Here is a 15,621-nt window from a genome sequence, read left to right as displayed (position 1 = left end):
TGCGAGACTTGCAAAACGATCACCAACCACGTCACGTCATACGAGAAAGACGGAACAGGGCTCGTTGCATTAGTGCGATGCAGCGACCACTCAGACAAATCGGCTTAGGACCTGCTGTCCCTCACGACTGGACGGTTGGCGAGGACTGACCACCGAACGGCGACGTAATCCGCCTTACATATCGGACAGTAGCGACGTTGGCGCTTCGATCGCATCCGCAACATAACGAAGGAATCCGGCGGCAGTGCCGCCATCGCAGACTCTGTGGTCAAAGGTCAGCGTCAGCTCGGTGACTTTGCGGATGGCGAGTTCACCGTTGACGGCCCAAGGCTTGTCCAAAATCCTGCCTATGCCCAAAATCGCCACCTCCGGGTAGTTGATGATCGCGGCTGAACCGTCGACGCCGAACACCCCATAGTTGTTCAGCGTGAAAGTACCGCTGCCCAATTCCGCGGGGGTCGCTTTGCCTTCGCGAACGACGGCGGTCAGCCTCTTGATCTCCGCATCCAGTTTTCTGGCACTGAGTTGGTCTGCATTACGGATGGACGGGACGACCAGGCCCCGGTCGGTTTGGGCGGCGAAACCGAGATTGACTCCATCGAACGCCACGATCTCCTGGGATTCCCCGCCTGCACTGTCCTCGTTACCAACGAAGCGAGTGTTCAACTCCGGGTAGTTCTTCAACCCGGCCGTCACAAAACGAGCAATGAAAGCGAGTAAACCCGGGGCGTTATGTGGGTCCGCTTTCTTGAGTTCCGCCCGCAGCTCAACGAGCGCCGTGGCATCGACGTCCACCCAGACGGTGGCTTCCGGAATTTCCGCGCGACTGCGGGCCATGTTCGCTGCCACCGCTTTGCGGACACCCCGGACGGGTGTGCGAGTTGTGATTCCCAGGCCGGTGCGAGCGTCGATTGATTGGGCACTGGTTTCGGCCGCCTGGGTTTCGACGGGCTCAACCACCCGATTTGCGGATACGGTGGGCTGGGTTTCGACAGACTCACCCACTGGAGAATTGATTGCCGCTTCGACGTCACGGCGCATGATGAGGCCGCTCTCCCCCGAACCCTGCATGTGCCCGAGATCCACGCCGTGTTCCTTGGCCATTCGGCGGACCAGCGGAGAGATAACGCCTCCGAGCTTCCCGGGGACCCGGGTGCGCAGGAGAAGGGCATCGTCGGCAGGAGTGGTGAGCTTATCCTCGGAGCCCTTGAGGTTGGTTTCGACAGGCTCAACCAGGGAACTAGTCGATGATCCCGTCGAAGCAGGCGGGGTGGCACGCCGGGGGCGGGTTCGTCGGACAATGGCTGTGCCACCGGGCGTTCCGTAACCAATGAGGACGTTGCCGGAGCCTGCCCTTTCTTCTGTCCGATAGGTTTCCGCCGCTGCGGCCTCTTTGGCTTCGACAGAGTCAACCAGCGGCGTTTCGGTTTCGACGGGCTCATCCAACCGTGTCCCGGCTTCCTTTGGGTCCGCCAGCGGTGTCACTGAAATGAGCGGTTTGCCCACGTCCAGGATCTGCCCCGGTTCGCCGTGCAACTCTGCCACCGTACCGGCGTACGGTGACGGCACCTCTACTACTGACTTGGCTGTCTCCACTTCGGCGATGGGTTGATCAACGCGAATCTCGTCGCCAGGGGCCACGAGCCAGTTCAGGAGTTCAGCTTCGGTCAGGCCTTCGCCAAGGTCGGGAAGGAGGAACACTCTCGTTTCGGTCATTTGATCAGTCTTCCCACTGGAGGTCGTCAACGGCGTCGAGGATGCGATCCACGCCGGGCAGGTAATAGTGCTCGAGCTTCGGTGCCGGGTACGGGACGTCGAACCCGGTAACGCGGCGGATCGGCGCAGCGAGGTGGTGGAAGCAACGCTCCTGGACCCTGGCCACGATCTCGGAGGACACCGAGGCAAAGCCGTGAGCCTCAGCTATCACCACAGCTCTGCCTGTCTTTCGGACCGAGGCAGAGACGGTCTCATCGTCGAACGGGACGATGGTGCGGATGTCGATGACTTCGAGCGAGCGCCCCTCTTCCGCGGCCGCGGCAGCTGCCGCGAGCGCCGTTGGGACGGACGGTCCGTAAGCGATCAGCGTCGCGTCGGTCCCGGAACGCGCGACGGCGGCGCGGCCCTCGGTGGCTGCCGCAGACTGCTCGTACTCCTCGCGGAGCGCCTCGAGGTCCAGCATGTCCTTGGACCAGTAGAGCTTTTTTGGCTCCATGAACATCACAGGGTCGTCGGAGTCGATGGCTTCCCGTAGCATACGGTACGCGTCGGCAACCGTGGCCGGTGTGTAGACCTTCAGTCCGGCGGTATGTGCGTAATAGGACTCAGACGAGTCGCAGTGATGCTCCACTCCCCCGATGCCGCCGGCGTAGGGAACGCGGATGACCATGGGCAACTTGACCCGGCCCTTGGTGCGGTTGTGCATCTTGGCCACGTGGCTGACGATCTGCTCAAAGGCCGGGTAGGCGAACGCGTCGAACTGCATTTCAATGACCGGCCGCATACCGTTAATGGCCATTCCGATAGCCATGCCGACGATGCCTGACTCGGCCAGGGGCGTGTCGAAGCAGCGCTGTTCACCGAAGGTTTTCATGAGTCCGTCGGTGATGCGGAAGACGCCGCCCAGCATGCCGACATCCTCGCCGAAGACCAGGACGGAGTCGTCCGCACGCATGGCATCCACCATCGCGGTGTTCAGCGCTTTGGCCATGGTGACGGGCTGGGGCCCGGCTTCTTCGGCGCTTGCCGCAGCGGAAGCAGCAGCGCGGGCGGTGGCCGAGCTGACGTTGCCGTTGGCCTCGGAGGAAGTGGTGACAGTGGGGCTCATTTGTTGGCCTTCTCTTCGGAAATTGCGCCGGCGGCATCACGGGCGAGCTCGTCGGCGAGCAGAGCCGACTGCTGATCGAGCTGCTGCGTCCTCGTCGCGAAGACATATTTGAACAGGTCCTGGGGGTCGACAGGGACGTCCTCGCCGAGGCCGGTACGGAGCTGCGCCGCAACTGCCTCTGCCTTTGCGGCAATCCGGGCGTCACCGCCGTCGTCCAGCAAGCCTCTGTCCGTGAGGTATTTCTTCATCCGCGTGAGCGGATCTCGGGCAACCCACTGCGCCACTTCGCTGTCCTGGCGGTAGCGGGTGGCGTCGTCGGCGTTGGTGTGGGCCTGCATGCGGTAGGTGTGCGCCTCGACCAGGAGCGGGCCAGAGCCTTCGCGGGCGAGCTTGACCGCGCGGTCCAGTACAGCGAGGAGCGCCACGACGTCATTGCCGTCCACGCGTTCACCGGCCATGCCGTATCCCACAGCCTTGTGCGCCAGCGATGGTGCGACTGACTGGTGAGCAAGCGGCACGGAGATGGCGTACTGGTTGTTCTGCACGAAGAAGATGACGGGCAGGTGGAATACCGCGGCGAAGTTCAGGGCCTCGTGGAAGTCACCCTCACTGGTGGCGCCGTCGCCGCACATGGCCAGGACCACCGTGTCCTCGCCGCGCAGCCTGGCCGCATGCGCGACGCCAACGGCATGCAGCAACTGCGTGGTGAGCGGCGTGCACTGGATTCCGACTTTATGCTTTATGGGGTCGTAGCCCCCGTGCCAATCGCCACGGAAGATGGTCATGGCCTCGATCGGGTCCACGCCGCGGGCCATGACGGCGACAGCGTCGCGGTAGGTGGGGAACATCCAGTCGCCGTCGGCGAGGCAGAGCGCGGCGGCTACCTGGCACGCCTCCTGGCCGTGACTCGAAGGATAGACCGCCATACGGCCTTGGCGGACGAGGGCGGAGTTCTGGTCATTGACCCGCCGGCCGACAACGAGCTGCTCGTAGGCATTGAGGAGTTCGCTATCGCCGGGCAGCGGATACTCGTGGCCGGGTTCGGCGCCCTGCTCGGAGAGGTGCTTCAGGTTACCGTCCTGATCCACCATCTGTATCTGGTGACGCGCAGGCAGCATGTAGTCTTCAGCGGTGATGCCGAACTTGCGCACAGCCTCGGCAGCGGCGCGGGGCAGGTAGGCCTCCTCGGCCACCTCCTCCGGGCGCTCCTGCCCCGTCTCGCCACGGGCAGTGTGGTCTGCGGAGATCGTCATTGGTCCGTCCTTCTGTAGCCACTATTCAATTTCAGTATGGTCCCGGCCGATGTTTCGTATCCAGTCTCACCGCAAATCGTGGAGAAGTATGCCAAGCTCCCCTATTCTGAGAGACAGATCGTGTTTGTGAGCTGCATAACAGGTGGGAGTTGTAGACGAATGGCTGGACCGGACGACGAGGAGCAGACTGCGGTCTCTCTCGACGATGTGGACCGCAACATCATTGCCGAGCTAATGCGCGACGGCCGGATGTCTGTGACGCAGGTCGCCGAGAACGTCCACATTTCCCGCGCGCACGCCTATACCCGGATAGCGCGACTGACGGGCCAGGGAGTGCTAACGAAGTTCACCGCGCTTGTCGACCCGATCAAGGCAGGCCTGAAGTCCTCTGCCTACGTGACCCTCAAGGTGCAGCAGCATTCGTGGCGGGAGCTAAGGGAGCAGCTTCGAGCCATTCCCGAAGTGCACCATGTCGCTTTGGTTGGCGGCGATTTCGATGTCATCCTTTTGGTGCGTGCGATAGACAATGTGCACCTGCGGCGGGTGATCTTTGATCAGCTCCAGTCCATGGCAGGTGTTCTGGACACGCAGACGTTCTTGGTGTTTGAGGATCTGGACACTCGCTAGCATGAACTTCTATTCATCTAGCGACGAGGCCCTAACCGCTAGGTCTGTGATCGCCCGACCCTGGCCTTGTCCCACCCATAGCTTCGCCACGAAGCTGATCCCGGCAAGATCAGGTTTCATCCTGTGAAAAGTACACAACTTTTTCACATGCCGCTTCCCGAGAGCTGGTGCCGCAAACTGTTTCTGGTGACCTCGGGCGTGTGACTCAACGGGTCATTGCCTACTTCGAAGGCCGGTACAATTGGCACTGACCGCATGAACATTGCCGTTCTGGTGGCACGCCATGCGACAGCCTCCAGTAACTTACGCAGGGGGACCCAAGTTTGGACTTACGCGATTCTTTGCGCATCTTACGCCGCAATTGGATTTTGATCGTCGCAGCAACTCTCAGTGGACTTCTTGTCGGAGGTGGAGCTTCCGTACTATCGAAGCCCACCTACACATCCGAGACCCAGCTATTCGTAGCCATCCAAAGTGCCGGTTCCGTTCAGGATCTCCAACAGGGCAACACATTTAGCCAAGCCAGGGTGCAGTCCTACGTCAAAACGGTGCGGTCTCCCATAGTGCTACAGCCGGTAATAGACGCCCTTGGCTTGAGTGTCACCGCGGAGGACCTGGCGAAAAACGTTGAGGCAAGCACGGAACTGAATACGGTCTTGATAAATATTGCCGTAAAAGACAGTTCTGCTGTTCAAGCGGCGGCAATCGCTCAGGAAATAGCCGAAAGTCTAATAAAGACCATCGATACACTGGAAAAGCCGAAGTCCGGGGGGGCTTCACCCTTCCACTTGTCGGTTATCAAACCCGCGACCGCCCCCACGGAACCATCGTCACCTAACACAAAGCTCAACCTTCTACTCGGCTTTATTGTTGGACTGAGCTTAGGGACAGGCGCTGCCGTGCTTCGTACTTCACTCGATAATCGGGTCCGGGGTGAGGAAGACGTTAGGCAGATCACGGATGCCCCTATTCTTGGTGGCATCTCATTTGATCAGGACGCCACAAAGAAGCCACTCTTGACACAAACAGGGCCGCAGTCACCCCGGGCAGAATCATTTCGTCAACTACGAACGAACCTACAGTTTGCCAACGTATCCGGACAGGCCAAAACTGTCCTCGTCACCTCTTCAGTGCCTGGCGAAGGAAAGAGTACTACGGGGACAAACCTAGCAATCGCGCTAGCAGAAGCTGGCCAAGCAGTGTGTCTCATTGACGCAGATCTACGCAGACCTATGGTCAGCGAATACTTGGGCTTGAATGGTGGTGCAGGCCTCACGACAGCACTCGTTGGTGCGGCGGACGTCAACGATCTGCTTCAGCCTTGGGGAGAAGACCAGCTTTATGTCCTCGCGTCGGGCCAGATCCCGCCGAACCCGAGTGAGCTCCTCGGTTCTGAGGCCATGAAGGATCTTTTACTCCGTTTAGAGTCTGCCTTTGACGCCATTGTGATCGATGCCCCACCGTTATTGCCAGTCACCGACGCTGCGGTACTTTCGCAGCACGTTGGAGGCGTCGTGCTGGTCGTAGGATCCCAAAAACTGCGGCAGCAGGACCTTGAGAAATCGCTCAATGCCCTCAACATGGTTGGGTCCAACTTGCTGGGCGTCGTGCTCAACCGCCTGCCGGTCAAGGGCCCTGATGCATATACATACAGCTATTACGGCGCTGCTCCCGAACCTCGTAGCAGTTCCCGACGTAGTTCAGCAAATAAAGCTGTGCCGGCCCTTAGAACAACGTCCGGCGGCGCTCCCGAAAAGGAAACTGGGCAGTCAGAATTTATCGAGACTCCGCGTTCAGCGGCAAAATTTCCCGCCAAGCACTAGGAAATGAGCCGGCCGCTACTGGACCGAAACGGGCCGGAAAGCGCCGGAAAGCGCCGGTAAAGCGGCCGGCTATACGTTCTTTTGGACCCCGAATCTTGGTCGCCTTAGTTCTGTCGAATGGCTTCCCCTCATACATGGCCATGGCCAACGCCGCAGAAATTTGAAGCTCACTCGATACCGCCGAACGTCCGAGGTGCCGGCGGTTAGAATCGTCACCATGCCCATCAAATAAGGGCGCTAGCCCGGGCTAGGGCAGCGTATCGTCCAAGGTATGTGTTCAACGTAGCTGGAGCCTTTGAGGGTGATGGCTTCAGCATGGTGAACGATGCCCATCGATCAGCCGGGGCACGACCTGGACACCAGAGAGGTCGCCTGACCGGGCGCGGAGGCAAGTTCGAGGTCAAGATCAGCGAGGCGTGCTCGCGGCATCAGGACACGAGCTGGAAAAACAGGTTCGCTGCGTGGCTTGAACGGGGCTCCGTCAAAGTCCGGGGCTATTCGCTGCCTCGGCTCCTCCAAATCTCGCGCCCTTCGCCCTCCGGGAACAATGCCCAGAGCGACCACCGACTCAGGTCATCAATTTGCATATTGGTTGGAACAACTCGGCGGTTGCCGGCAAAGCCTCTGTGAACAGCCCTTCACCGACCAGTCCTTCCCGGCCCAAGGGACGCGCCGGTGATGTTGGTGCAGGTCAGACACGGCCATTCAACTTGCCGATACCGTGCCGGAATGCATCCTCACGGCATTGTGTTAACCGTTAGACTCCAAGCGGTCCACCGACTGCACGGACGGCTGACCAGCATGCTCGGAGACATGCCGCGAATCATTGATACTTGCCAAGATCACAACGACCGCCATAGAACCAGTAAGACCCCAGAACGAACCTGAAATCATTATGGCACCTAGGTAAGTAACTACAGCCCTTGGCGCCAGGCGGTCACGAGGTGCCAACTCAACAAAACTGCCACAAATAGCCCATGAAAGAAGGAATATTCCGAATAGGATCAATCCAGGTATTCCCACTTGCAATGCCATATATAGATAGCCGTTGTCTGCCGCTATTCCTCCCAAGGGGAAGTCGGCTAGAGGGCCAGCCGGGGCATACCTGGCCGCCACCGGACCTGAAGCCCCGAGTCCATAACCGAGTGGCTGTTCGCCTATTAGTCTGAGCGCCACGGGGAGCGTAGTGTCCTGACGAACGCTGAAGGAATAGTCTGTCGACAAGCCAAACAGAGTCGCGAACCTAGATAGCGCCAAGTCGACCCGGTCCGGAGCTACAACGGCCAACACGCTGATCGACACCAATGCGGCCCCAACCACGACACCAAATCGCCGCGCTGAGGCACCGCGCCGGCCCCTAAAGGTGGCCGATCCCATCGAGAAGATAACGACAGCCATAGCGGCAAATGCACCCACTAGCGCGCTCCGCTGAAGCACAACGAGGGTAACGACCGCGGAAAGAATACCGAGCGTCCACACCAACGCACCCGTGCGACGAAAGCCTCGGCTCACAACTACGGCGCAGGCCCAAACAAAGCCGCTACCAGCCAGCATCGACAATTCCTGGCCAGTTGCTTGTAGTCCCAAGAGTCTAGTCTGGGACTCCACCTGATAGCTCGCACCAGCCTCAACTAAGGCCTGCATCTCTACCGCGTTCAGCCCCACCACAGCCTGCACCAGGGCCACCATCATATTAGACAGCAAGACCACAAGGACCAGTGTTCGCAGTCGGCGCGCGACAATCGCATCGAAGAGCTTGGCCTGCAGTATCATCGCAATGACGAGGCCCCAAACCAACGCGCGCAGCCCAAAGAGCCCCTGCTGACCGAGGACCGAAATGGATGGTACTGCAATCACCATCACACAAATGAGAAATATCCACCCTGCTGTCCAAGCGGGAGTTTTTTTAAGTCCTCGAGGACGGCAAAAAATGACGGCGACCAGTAGCAATGTGGCGAAGCTAGCGTCAGGCAAGAGATCAGCGACGGGCCTAATGGCTGCAAAGTACCGGGACACGCCTGGCCCCACACCACATGCAACCACTAGTAACCCAGAGAATAACCCGATCAGGATCTGTGGAATTCGTGAAGGAGAACTCACAAGTGACGGCCTTTCCTTCGGCGCATGGCCAGCAGAATGATTACAATACATCCGAATGCAACAAGAATAGACCAAGCAGCCAGAGCACCGATTATCAGACCGAATTCGAACAGGTATAAGCCACATCCAGCGGTTGCAATAACCCCGAAAAGGATGCCAATGACTGCATCCAACGAACGACGAGTGGTCAGAATATTTATTGCCGACGCAGCTATTGCCTGAAAGGCAACACCCAGACTCAGTATTGCTACATAAACGGGGAGCTGTGAGTATGCTGCATCAAGAAAGACTCGCGCCACAAAAGACAAGATCACCACAACAACAGTTCCCGGCAATAGGGCGAATATTGCGGACCGAAATTGGCGAAACGAAAGCCGCGACTTCCCGGAAGTACTAGCCTCTTTAAAGGAGATGGCACTTCTCATTTGAGGTAGGCTTGACTGAAGTTCAGCCAAACTTAGACTTATCGATATGGCGGCAGTAATGTCGGGCGGAAGCCAGATCCCAGAGGCAATAACAGGAGTCCGGGCTAGGATCAATGATTCAGTCTGACAAAAAAAATATGCGGCCGCCTTCGTATAAATCTGGCGCATTCGCACGTTCTCCCGCAGGCGAGAGAACAGGTCGCGAGGAACAATGACCACTAAGCAGACAACCTGAAGGAGCACGTACGTAACAGCAACGTTCTCCGCAGATGATCCCGAAAAAAGGTAGAAAACGAAAGATCCGCATAAAGTTGCAAGGGGAATAACCCCTCGAAGTGCGGTGCTTAGAAAGAAGTGCCCTTGGCCGTACTGTCGCCAACTCAGATTATTGAATATGGACGCGGACAAAACACCAGCAGCAGCCCAATAACAAAGCGCATCGGACATTCCCTGGAACGGCTTGAAAACAACAAGTGCAGTTCCAAGGAGACCGGCGAAGATCACTTGAACTATGACATGCCTGCGGATGATTACTACACCGAAGGCCCCTTCTCCACGAGCCGCACTTTGGAGTATTTCTGATTGAACTCCGAAGCAAGCTATATAGCCCCCCACGCTGACTAAAGCCAGAAACACCGCAACCAAACCACGGTCATCGGGTTCAAGAAACAGCGCACTAAAAAAAGTTAGCGCAGCACTGCCACCCAAGCTCAACAGTTGCGCAGCGTAGGGGCCTCGAATCAGCCGCGCAATCTTGTTTACCCTAGCGGTTTCTGAGGAAACGAGCTGGGACACCAGCGAAGACTCCTTGCGATGACAGGTCAGAAGTAACGACAGCGGACGACCCGACAATCACGTTAGAGCCGATTGTCACACCCGGTTGCACAACACAGCGGGCGCCAAGCCAGGAATACTCGCCGATGACAACTTCCCGCGAAAACATACCCTGCACATGGACTGGTACGCCCGCTTGTTCAGAGTTGTGCGTTGAGGTGAGAATGATCGACTCAAAGCCGATGAGGGCGCCCCTTTGAAGCGTCAAGCCACCACGCGCATCAAGCACTACGTCTCGCGCAATGGAGACATCATCCTCAATTTCCAAGCAGCTGGCTCCAATAATTCGCACACCCTGCGCCAAAACAATGTTTTTTCCAACTTTCGCGCCAGCGAGTCTGAGAACAGCTAGTCGCAGTGATCTCATGGACGAACCCGGTAGTAACCTTAATAACCGCTCGTCAAGAATGGCAAAGACTCGAGATAACTTGATTCTTTTCACGTTCATACCTCCGGTACGGCGAGTTCAGCCAGCAGGCGCGAATTGGCTCCAACATCGAAATTCCGGTCCGCCCACTCCCTCTGCCTCCGAAGAACGGCGTCTCGTAGGACCGGACTCAACAGCAGGCGTAGCCTCTCCCGCCAAACTGCCACGTGCTCCCTTTCACCGCGCGGGATAACCAAAAGATCCCGGTTATCAGGGTGGATAGCCTCAGCACAGCCTCCGACATCGGCAACCAGGGGCACCACTCCTGCATGACTCGCCTCAACCAGTACCATGGGCAAGCCTTCCGACCTTGAGGTCATCATTAGGACGTCAACGTTGGGATATATCTGATCCTGAGGAGTGAACCCTAAGAAGCTGATTCGCTCTGTCCTCTCGGCCAAACTCTCGCGGAGAAGCCCGTCACCGAATACCAGCCCCTCGACTTCGTCAAAATCTTCCACGATGTCGCAGAACAACCCGGGATCCTTCTCAACGGAGAGCCGCCCTACAAACCCGACTCGGATCGGTGGCTCACTAGATTGCTCACACTGCGCGAGTCTAGATGGGTTCAATAGCGAAGGATATACAGTGGTGATTTGGCGGCCAGGTATTTCCTTTGAAATCAACGCGGAAATATATTCACTAACACCTATTATCTGATCGGAGCGCTTGGCAGCGAGAATCCAAAGGCGCTTCCAGATCAGGCTCTTAAGCTTCCCCGTTTGATTCTTGACGGGATACGGCTGTCCGAGTACGTAAATCGTCCATCGACTGCGCGAGAAGGGTCGAACAAAAAGGCCGTAAAGAATGTCGGACTGAGAAATGGATGTTATTACGTGGGTGGTCGAGGCATCACCCAGCAGCGAACGGAACTTTGTCAGTGACCAAAAGATAGATTTCAAGTTCAAATTGGCTTGGGGATTCGAAACAGAATCGTACTCGGTGTGACCGCGCAGCAGCATGACCCGATTGATTACCTTACTCAAAGGCAACGAATAATTTTCCCAAAGTTGATACGCCCCAGCACCCTTTGTAGAAGGAGATGACCAGATCACTAGTGATTGGGATTCTAACTCGTCAGGCTTTGCCATATGTTCAACTGTCCTTGGGTTTCTGGCATGACTACAATTTGGTGTGCTCATTCGGACCGCGTAACGGCATCCGAGCTCTCACTCTGATGCAGTTCAGCCCGCACTGCCACATCACGAAAGACCCTCCCATGGGCCTGGGCAACCTGGATATCTGAGAGCAGTCCCGAGGTATCCGGAGCCGCACGTTGAAGTCTTCTCATAAGGCTTCTGTCAGATGCGACCATCGACAGAGCAGCGGACAGCGACTCGTAGTCCCGCGCTTTGAACAAAAGTCCGTTCTTCTCATGCGTGATCCACTCCACAGGCCCACCCTCGTCGGCCGCGATAACGCATCTTCCGGAGGCGAGATACTGCAACACATTTTGACCCAGAGGCTCGGGACGAATGGAAGCCTGAACGCACACATCGAGCTGCTTGATAGCGCTAGAGATGTCATCCACATGGCCCATAAAATGAACTCGGCCGACCAGGCCTAGGTCCTCCACCTCACTGTCCAAGTCGATCGAGTACTGCTCGTGCCCGAATAGACTTCCTCCGAAGAAGAACAATTGCTCCTCCCCATCAGGAAAAGCTTTTGCAAAAGCCTTGAGCAACAGTGACTGCCCTTTCCATGGATCAATTCGGGCAATCATGCCAACTTTCAGAGGCGCATCAGTTCGGGACGCGAACCCGTCCTCTTCTTCTCGCGTCACGGAAATGCCAATAGGACTTGGAATCACTGCCGTAGACATCGATCGAGCCCCGATGTGGGCGGTCGCCGTCTCCAGCGTTGACTTGGAGTTGCCTATCAGACCGTTTGCGCGCCTCAATGCAACGTATTTGAACGCCCAGAATCCGATCCGGCCCAAGCTCTCTATCGACACATGATCCCTCAAATGAATCACAAGTCTTTTTCCGGTTCCAACACAGGCTAAGGCTCCGTAGAGACTAGTCCTGGATGTGTTGGCATGGATTACATCCGCGTCGCGAAACTCCGGCGAGCGTCGAATAGCTATGGCTTGCCCGCTTACTTGCCGCAAGTAACCGAAGACTCGCAGCAGTGAGCCGTCCGACGACATTCCGGGCGTTTGCTGGGGCCCGATCTCCCGAACCGTGGATAGATCCTGCACCCGGCTAAATGCGCCTAATTCAGCGGACGCTTGATTTGGAAGAAGTATGGCAGGCTTCCAAGAGTCTGTGCAGTTGACGAGCCGAATTAGGGCCAGCTCCGCACCGCCGGCCTCCGTGGAGTGGTCTAGATGCAGAACCGACAATTTATCGGACTGTGCCAACTTCGCGCTCAAAGCTTCATCCAATCTGCGACGCGTTTCCTAAACACTGGAAGATCGAAGTCCTTCGCTCTAGCGCTGATGTTCGATTCATCCAGGCCGCAAGCGGTCGATACAGCGGCCTTGAGTTCACGGGGTCCGAAGTCGTCCAGCAATATCCCAGACTTTCGGTCAACAACGCTCTCGCCTGCACCACCAAGGCGATTAGCAACGACCGGCGTCCCAGTGGCCATAGCCTCGACCGGCATGATGCCAAAATCTTCGATGGCGGGAAAAACGTACACCATTGCGCGCTGATAAAGCGCTCGCAAAAATGGTCTCGAAGGAGCTCGCAGAATTTGAACAGGCACTCTGGCTTCGGTCGCCAGCTGCTGCAAGACAGGATAATGCGGCCCTTCCCCCGCCAAAACGACGGGCAGGTTGGCAGCTTCACCGGCGGCAATAACTTTGTCCAGTCCCTTGTACGGAACGAAACGGGAAGCACCTAGGATAAATTGCCTTGGCAACTCATCCAAGATCCGCTTTTCGTCATCGCGTAGGTCACTGTCCGAATCGGGAACATCTGAAAAATACTTAGTATCTACAGGGGGATTAATGACCACTGACGGACGATCCCAAGTGGCGTTGATTCGCTCTTGGACGAATTTGCTGTTTGCTGCGATCGAGACGGCCTCTGCGGCACGTCGGCGATCTATTCCCCGGAAAACAGCAGATGCGGCTCTTACGAGTCTTGACTCCCCCCGGTGGTCAAGCTCAGGATTCCAGATGTATCTGGCCGGCGTGTGCGTGTAGACAAACTTGGGGACGTCTACGTCGCGATTCAACAGGCGGGCATGATGCGCGAAAAGATGCGAGCTGCAAAGGATCCAGTCAGCTTCACTGACTGGAATTCGACGCCAGGTCGGAAGCATCCACGGGAGCGCGAGAGGCTTGCGTCGCCGTAGCGGCGTCGAAGCCAACCACGATTCCCGGACCTCATGGTTGGGAAAGCGCTCAGGAAAATCGTCCCATAAGCAGAAGATAGAAGCAGCGGGATAAAGTTCAGCAAACTGCTCGACCACAGTTTCGGCGCCGCCATGCTTTTCAAGCCATTCGTGGACAATTAATCCGGACAACGTTTCTCCCCCAGTTACCGCCGCCGCGAAGCTATATCCCGGTTAAGGGTCTTCAATCATTGGCTTACTCATTTGAACGACGAGATTTCACCCTGACAACAAGCGCCAAGAGCCGACGCTGGTGCGTGCGGCAAAGTCATCCTCGATGAACATGATAGAGCACGGACAGGTGCGCGATTGAACGCGGGAGTCCACTGCGGAAGGTCATCTCCAGACTGAGCAGCGGTAGGCGCCCGGCAACCGCTGCGCCGTCTAGCTCTTCAGATGCAAGTACGCGTAAGAAATGGTGATAGTCGCCATCATCTGGGCTCCGGGTTCGGTTCCATTCGTCGTGCAAGGTACCCTATCCCGGGGGCATCTCCCCGATCATTAGGCACAACATTTGGGGAAGTAATGGGGAAAGTGTCCGATTGGCGAGCGCGGACCTCCCGTGAACTGCGCATTGTTGATGCGTTTGTAATTGTGTGGGCTGTCGCCGGAGCCTATGTCATCCGATTCGGTCTGGAGCCCGACTTTGTCGCATCAGATCAGGCAAGTACCTACGTATGGCTATCTGCCACCCTCTGCATAGCTTGGTGGTTCATGCTCGGGGCATGGAACACGCGTCAAAGTCGCATATTGGGCCACGGTCCTGATGAGTACAAGCGGGTCGCTGCCGCTTCCCTCTGGCTTTTCGGCTTGGTTGCCATTTTCTCCTACGTGTTTCGGTTCGACACCGCTCGCGGCTACGTGGGCATCGCGCTACCTGCGGGCCTGCTTGGGTTACTTGCCGGTCGCTGGCTGTTGAGGCAACACCTCGGGGTTAACCGGCAACTCGGTCAGAGCATGTCACGCCTACTGCTAATCGGCAGTCCAAGTGCAGTGGATCATTTGGCATCGTCTCTGGATCGAGTAAAGCATGCCGGCTACCATTCGGTCGCTGCCTATACACCTGGCTCGTACCCGGAGACTAGTCAAGAACTGGAGTGCGGACTCCCGGTGCTCGGTCATGAGTCGGACATGCATTCCATTCTCGCTGCCATACAGCGATGCGAGGCGGAGGCCGTCGCCGTGTCCGCGGGCGTTCAGCTGCACCCCCAAACACTTCGCCATCTGGGGTGGGAGCTTGCAGCTCGCAACATCGGCCTAATCATGGCGCCGGCTCTTACTGATATAGCCGGTCCTCGGATTCACACCCAGCAAATTTCCGGTCTCCCGCTTATTCACGTGACAACGCCATCCTTGGAGGGCGGCCAACGAGTCGCGAAGCGCCTGTTCGACGTAGGCGTCTCGGGCATTCTAATCCTCATGGCTTCGCCTGTGATGCTCGCTGTTGCAGTCTGGGTAAAGCTCGACAATGCAGGGCCGGTTCTGTTCAAACAACAGCGTGTGGGCATAGAAGGTCGCCCCTTCCAAATGCTCAAGTTCCGGTCAATGGTCGTTGACGCTGAAAAGCGGCTGGCTGAGCTAGCCGGGCAAAGCGAAGGCAGTGGCTTGCTTTTCAAAATGAAACAGGACCCTCGCGTAACCAGAGCAGGAAGAGTCCTCAGAAAGTTCAGTCTTGATGAGCTCCCGCAGCTTTTCAACATCTTGACGGGTTCAATGAGCCTTGTCGGCCCTCGGCCACCACTGCCACATGAGGTCGAAGCCTACGAGAACGACGTCCGCCGCAGGCTATTAGTCAAACCTGGTCTGACGGGCCTCTGGCAGGTAAGCGGCCGGTCAAATTTGTCTTGGCAAGACTCTGTTCGTCTCGACCTTTACTATGTCGAGAACTGGTCACTCGCCGGTGACTTCATCATCTTGCTGCGAACGGTCCGTGCAGTATTTCAGAGTACTGGCGCTTACTAGCGCC

The 15,621-nt window shown here is 57.3% G+C and carries 12 protein-coding genes and 1 pseudogene; 3 read left to right on the top strand and 10 right to left on the bottom strand.

Annotation, left to right across the window (positions count from 1 at the left end):
* Positions 1 to 174 precede the first annotated feature (174 nt).
* The 3 genes from R5O87_RS19145 to R5O87_RS19135 are packed head-to-tail and all read right to left on the bottom strand — an operon-like array spanning position 175 to position 4,077.
* Complete coding sequence (locus R5O87_RS19145; protein WP_410555841.1) at positions 175 to 1,716, bottom strand: dihydrolipoamide acetyltransferase family protein; 1,542 nt, start codon at positions 1,714 to 1,716, stop codon at positions 175 to 177.
* A 4-nt stretch (positions 1,717 to 1,720) separates the two neighbouring features.
* The gene (locus tag R5O87_RS19140; protein WP_410555842.1) at positions 1,721 to 2,824 is read right to left on the bottom strand and encodes an alpha-ketoacid dehydrogenase subunit beta; all 1,104 of its coding nucleotides are present in this window, start codon (positions 2,822 to 2,824) and stop codon (positions 1,721 to 1,723) included.
* A complete protein-coding gene (locus R5O87_RS19135) occupies positions 2,821 to 4,077 on the bottom strand; it encodes a thiamine pyrophosphate-dependent enzyme (RefSeq protein WP_410555843.1) in 1,257 nt (418 codons plus the stop codon). The genes R5O87_RS19140 and R5O87_RS19135 overlap by 4 nt, the downstream gene beginning before the upstream one ends.
* Before the next feature lie 159 nt (positions 4,078 to 4,236).
* Here R5O87_RS19135 and R5O87_RS19130 point away from each other — a divergent pair, with 159 nt between their 5' ends.
* Together R5O87_RS19130 and R5O87_RS19125 are read left to right on the top strand one after the other, a co-directional pair.
* The gene (locus tag R5O87_RS19130) at positions 4,237 to 4,704 is read left to right on the top strand and encodes an Lrp/AsnC family transcriptional regulator (RefSeq protein ID WP_410555844.1); all 468 of its coding nucleotides are present in this window, start codon (positions 4,237 to 4,239) and stop codon (positions 4,702 to 4,704) included.
* 323 nt (positions 4,705 to 5,027) lie between these two features.
* Entirely contained in the window at positions 5,028 to 6,527 is a 1,500-nt protein-coding gene (locus R5O87_RS19125) for a tyrosine-protein kinase domain-containing protein (RefSeq protein ID WP_410555845.1), read from the top strand.
* Positions 6,528 to 7,277: 750 nt separating this feature from the next.
* On the opposite strand, the gene R5O87_RS19120 is transcribed toward R5O87_RS19125, so the two are convergent.
* The 7 genes and pseudogenes from R5O87_RS19120 to R5O87_RS19090 form a co-directional block, all read right to left on the bottom strand.
* Positions 7,278 to 8,390 (bottom strand): O-antigen ligase family protein, encoded by a 1,113-nt coding sequence (locus tag R5O87_RS19120; protein WP_462836338.1) that lies wholly within the window; start codon positions 8,388 to 8,390, stop codon positions 7,278 to 7,280.
* 233 nt (positions 8,391 to 8,623) lie between these two features.
* Positions 8,624 to 9,847 carry a lipopolysaccharide biosynthesis protein gene (locus tag R5O87_RS19115; RefSeq protein WP_410555849.1) on the bottom strand — a complete coding sequence of 408 codons (1,224 nt, stop codon included), beginning with the start codon at positions 9,845 to 9,847 and terminating at the stop codon, positions 8,624 to 8,626.
* A complete protein-coding gene (locus R5O87_RS19110) occupies positions 9,816 to 10,328 on the bottom strand; it encodes an acyltransferase (protein WP_410555850.1) in 513 nt (170 codons plus the stop codon). The genes R5O87_RS19115 and R5O87_RS19110 overlap by 32 nt, the downstream gene beginning before the upstream one ends.
* 2 nt (positions 10,329 to 10,330) lie before the next feature.
* Positions 10,331 to 11,455 carry a glycosyltransferase gene (locus tag R5O87_RS19105; protein WP_410555851.1) on the bottom strand — a complete coding sequence of 375 codons (1,125 nt, stop codon included), beginning with the start codon at positions 11,453 to 11,455 and terminating at the stop codon, positions 10,331 to 10,333.
* Positions 11,452 to 12,135 (bottom strand): glycosyltransferase family 4 protein, encoded by a 684-nt coding sequence (locus R5O87_RS19100; protein ID WP_462836445.1) that lies wholly within the window; start codon positions 12,133 to 12,135, stop codon positions 11,452 to 11,454. Before R5O87_RS19100 ends, R5O87_RS19105 begins: the two co-directional genes overlap by 4 nt.
* 30 nt (positions 12,136 to 12,165) lie before the next feature.
* Positions 12,166 to 12,462 (bottom strand): annotated as a pseudogene (locus R5O87_RS19095) (glycosyltransferase family protein); the annotation flags it as partial.
* A 221-nt stretch (positions 12,463 to 12,683) separates the two neighbouring features.
* A complete protein-coding gene (locus tag R5O87_RS19090; protein ID WP_410555852.1) occupies positions 12,684 to 13,787 on the bottom strand; it encodes a glycosyltransferase in 1,104 nt (367 codons plus the stop codon).
* 393 nt (positions 13,788 to 14,180) lie between these two features.
* Here R5O87_RS19090 and R5O87_RS19085 point away from each other — a divergent pair, with 393 nt between their 5' ends.
* Positions 14,181 to 15,617, top strand: coding sequence for a sugar transferase (locus R5O87_RS19085; protein WP_410555853.1), 1,437 nt, complete (start codon positions 14,181 to 14,183; stop codon positions 15,615 to 15,617).
* The last annotated feature ends 4 nt before the right edge of the window (positions 15,618 to 15,621 follow it).

Source organism: Arthrobacter globiformis (assembly GCF_046536215.2).
In the GTDB taxonomy this organism is placed as follows: domain Bacteria; phylum Actinomycetota; class Actinomycetes; order Actinomycetales; family Micrococcaceae; genus Arthrobacter; species Arthrobacter globiformis_E.
The sequence above is the reverse complement of the archived record's forward strand: the minus strand, read 5'-3'. Positions and strand labels throughout refer to the sequence as shown.

Excerpts from the sequence above, each read along its gene's own strand:
- R5O87_RS19100 (WP_462836445.1), bottom strand. The coding sequence starts at position 12,135 with ATGTCTACGGCAGTGATTCCAAGTCCTATTGGCATTTCCGTGACGCGA.
- R5O87_RS19105 (WP_410555851.1), bottom strand. The coding sequence starts at position 11,455 with ATGAGCACACCAAATTGTAGTCATGCCAGAAACCCAAGGACAGTTGAA.
- R5O87_RS19140 (WP_410555842.1), bottom strand. The coding sequence starts at position 2,824 with ATGAGCCCCACTGTCACCACTTCCTCCGAGGCCAACGGCAACGTCAGC.
- R5O87_RS19130 (WP_410555844.1), top strand. The coding sequence starts at position 4,237 with ATGGCTGGACCGGACGACGAGGAGCAGACTGCGGTCTCTCTCGACGAT.
- R5O87_RS19135 (WP_410555843.1), bottom strand. The coding sequence starts at position 4,077 with ATGACGATCTCCGCAGACCACACTGCCCGTGGCGAGACGGGGCAGGAG.
- R5O87_RS19085 (WP_410555853.1), top strand. The coding sequence starts at position 14,181 with ATGGGGAAAGTGTCCGATTGGCGAGCGCGGACCTCCCGTGAACTGCGC.
- R5O87_RS19145 (WP_410555841.1), bottom strand. The coding sequence starts at position 1,716 with ATGACCGAAACGAGAGTGTTCCTCCTTCCCGACCTTGGCGAAGGCCTG.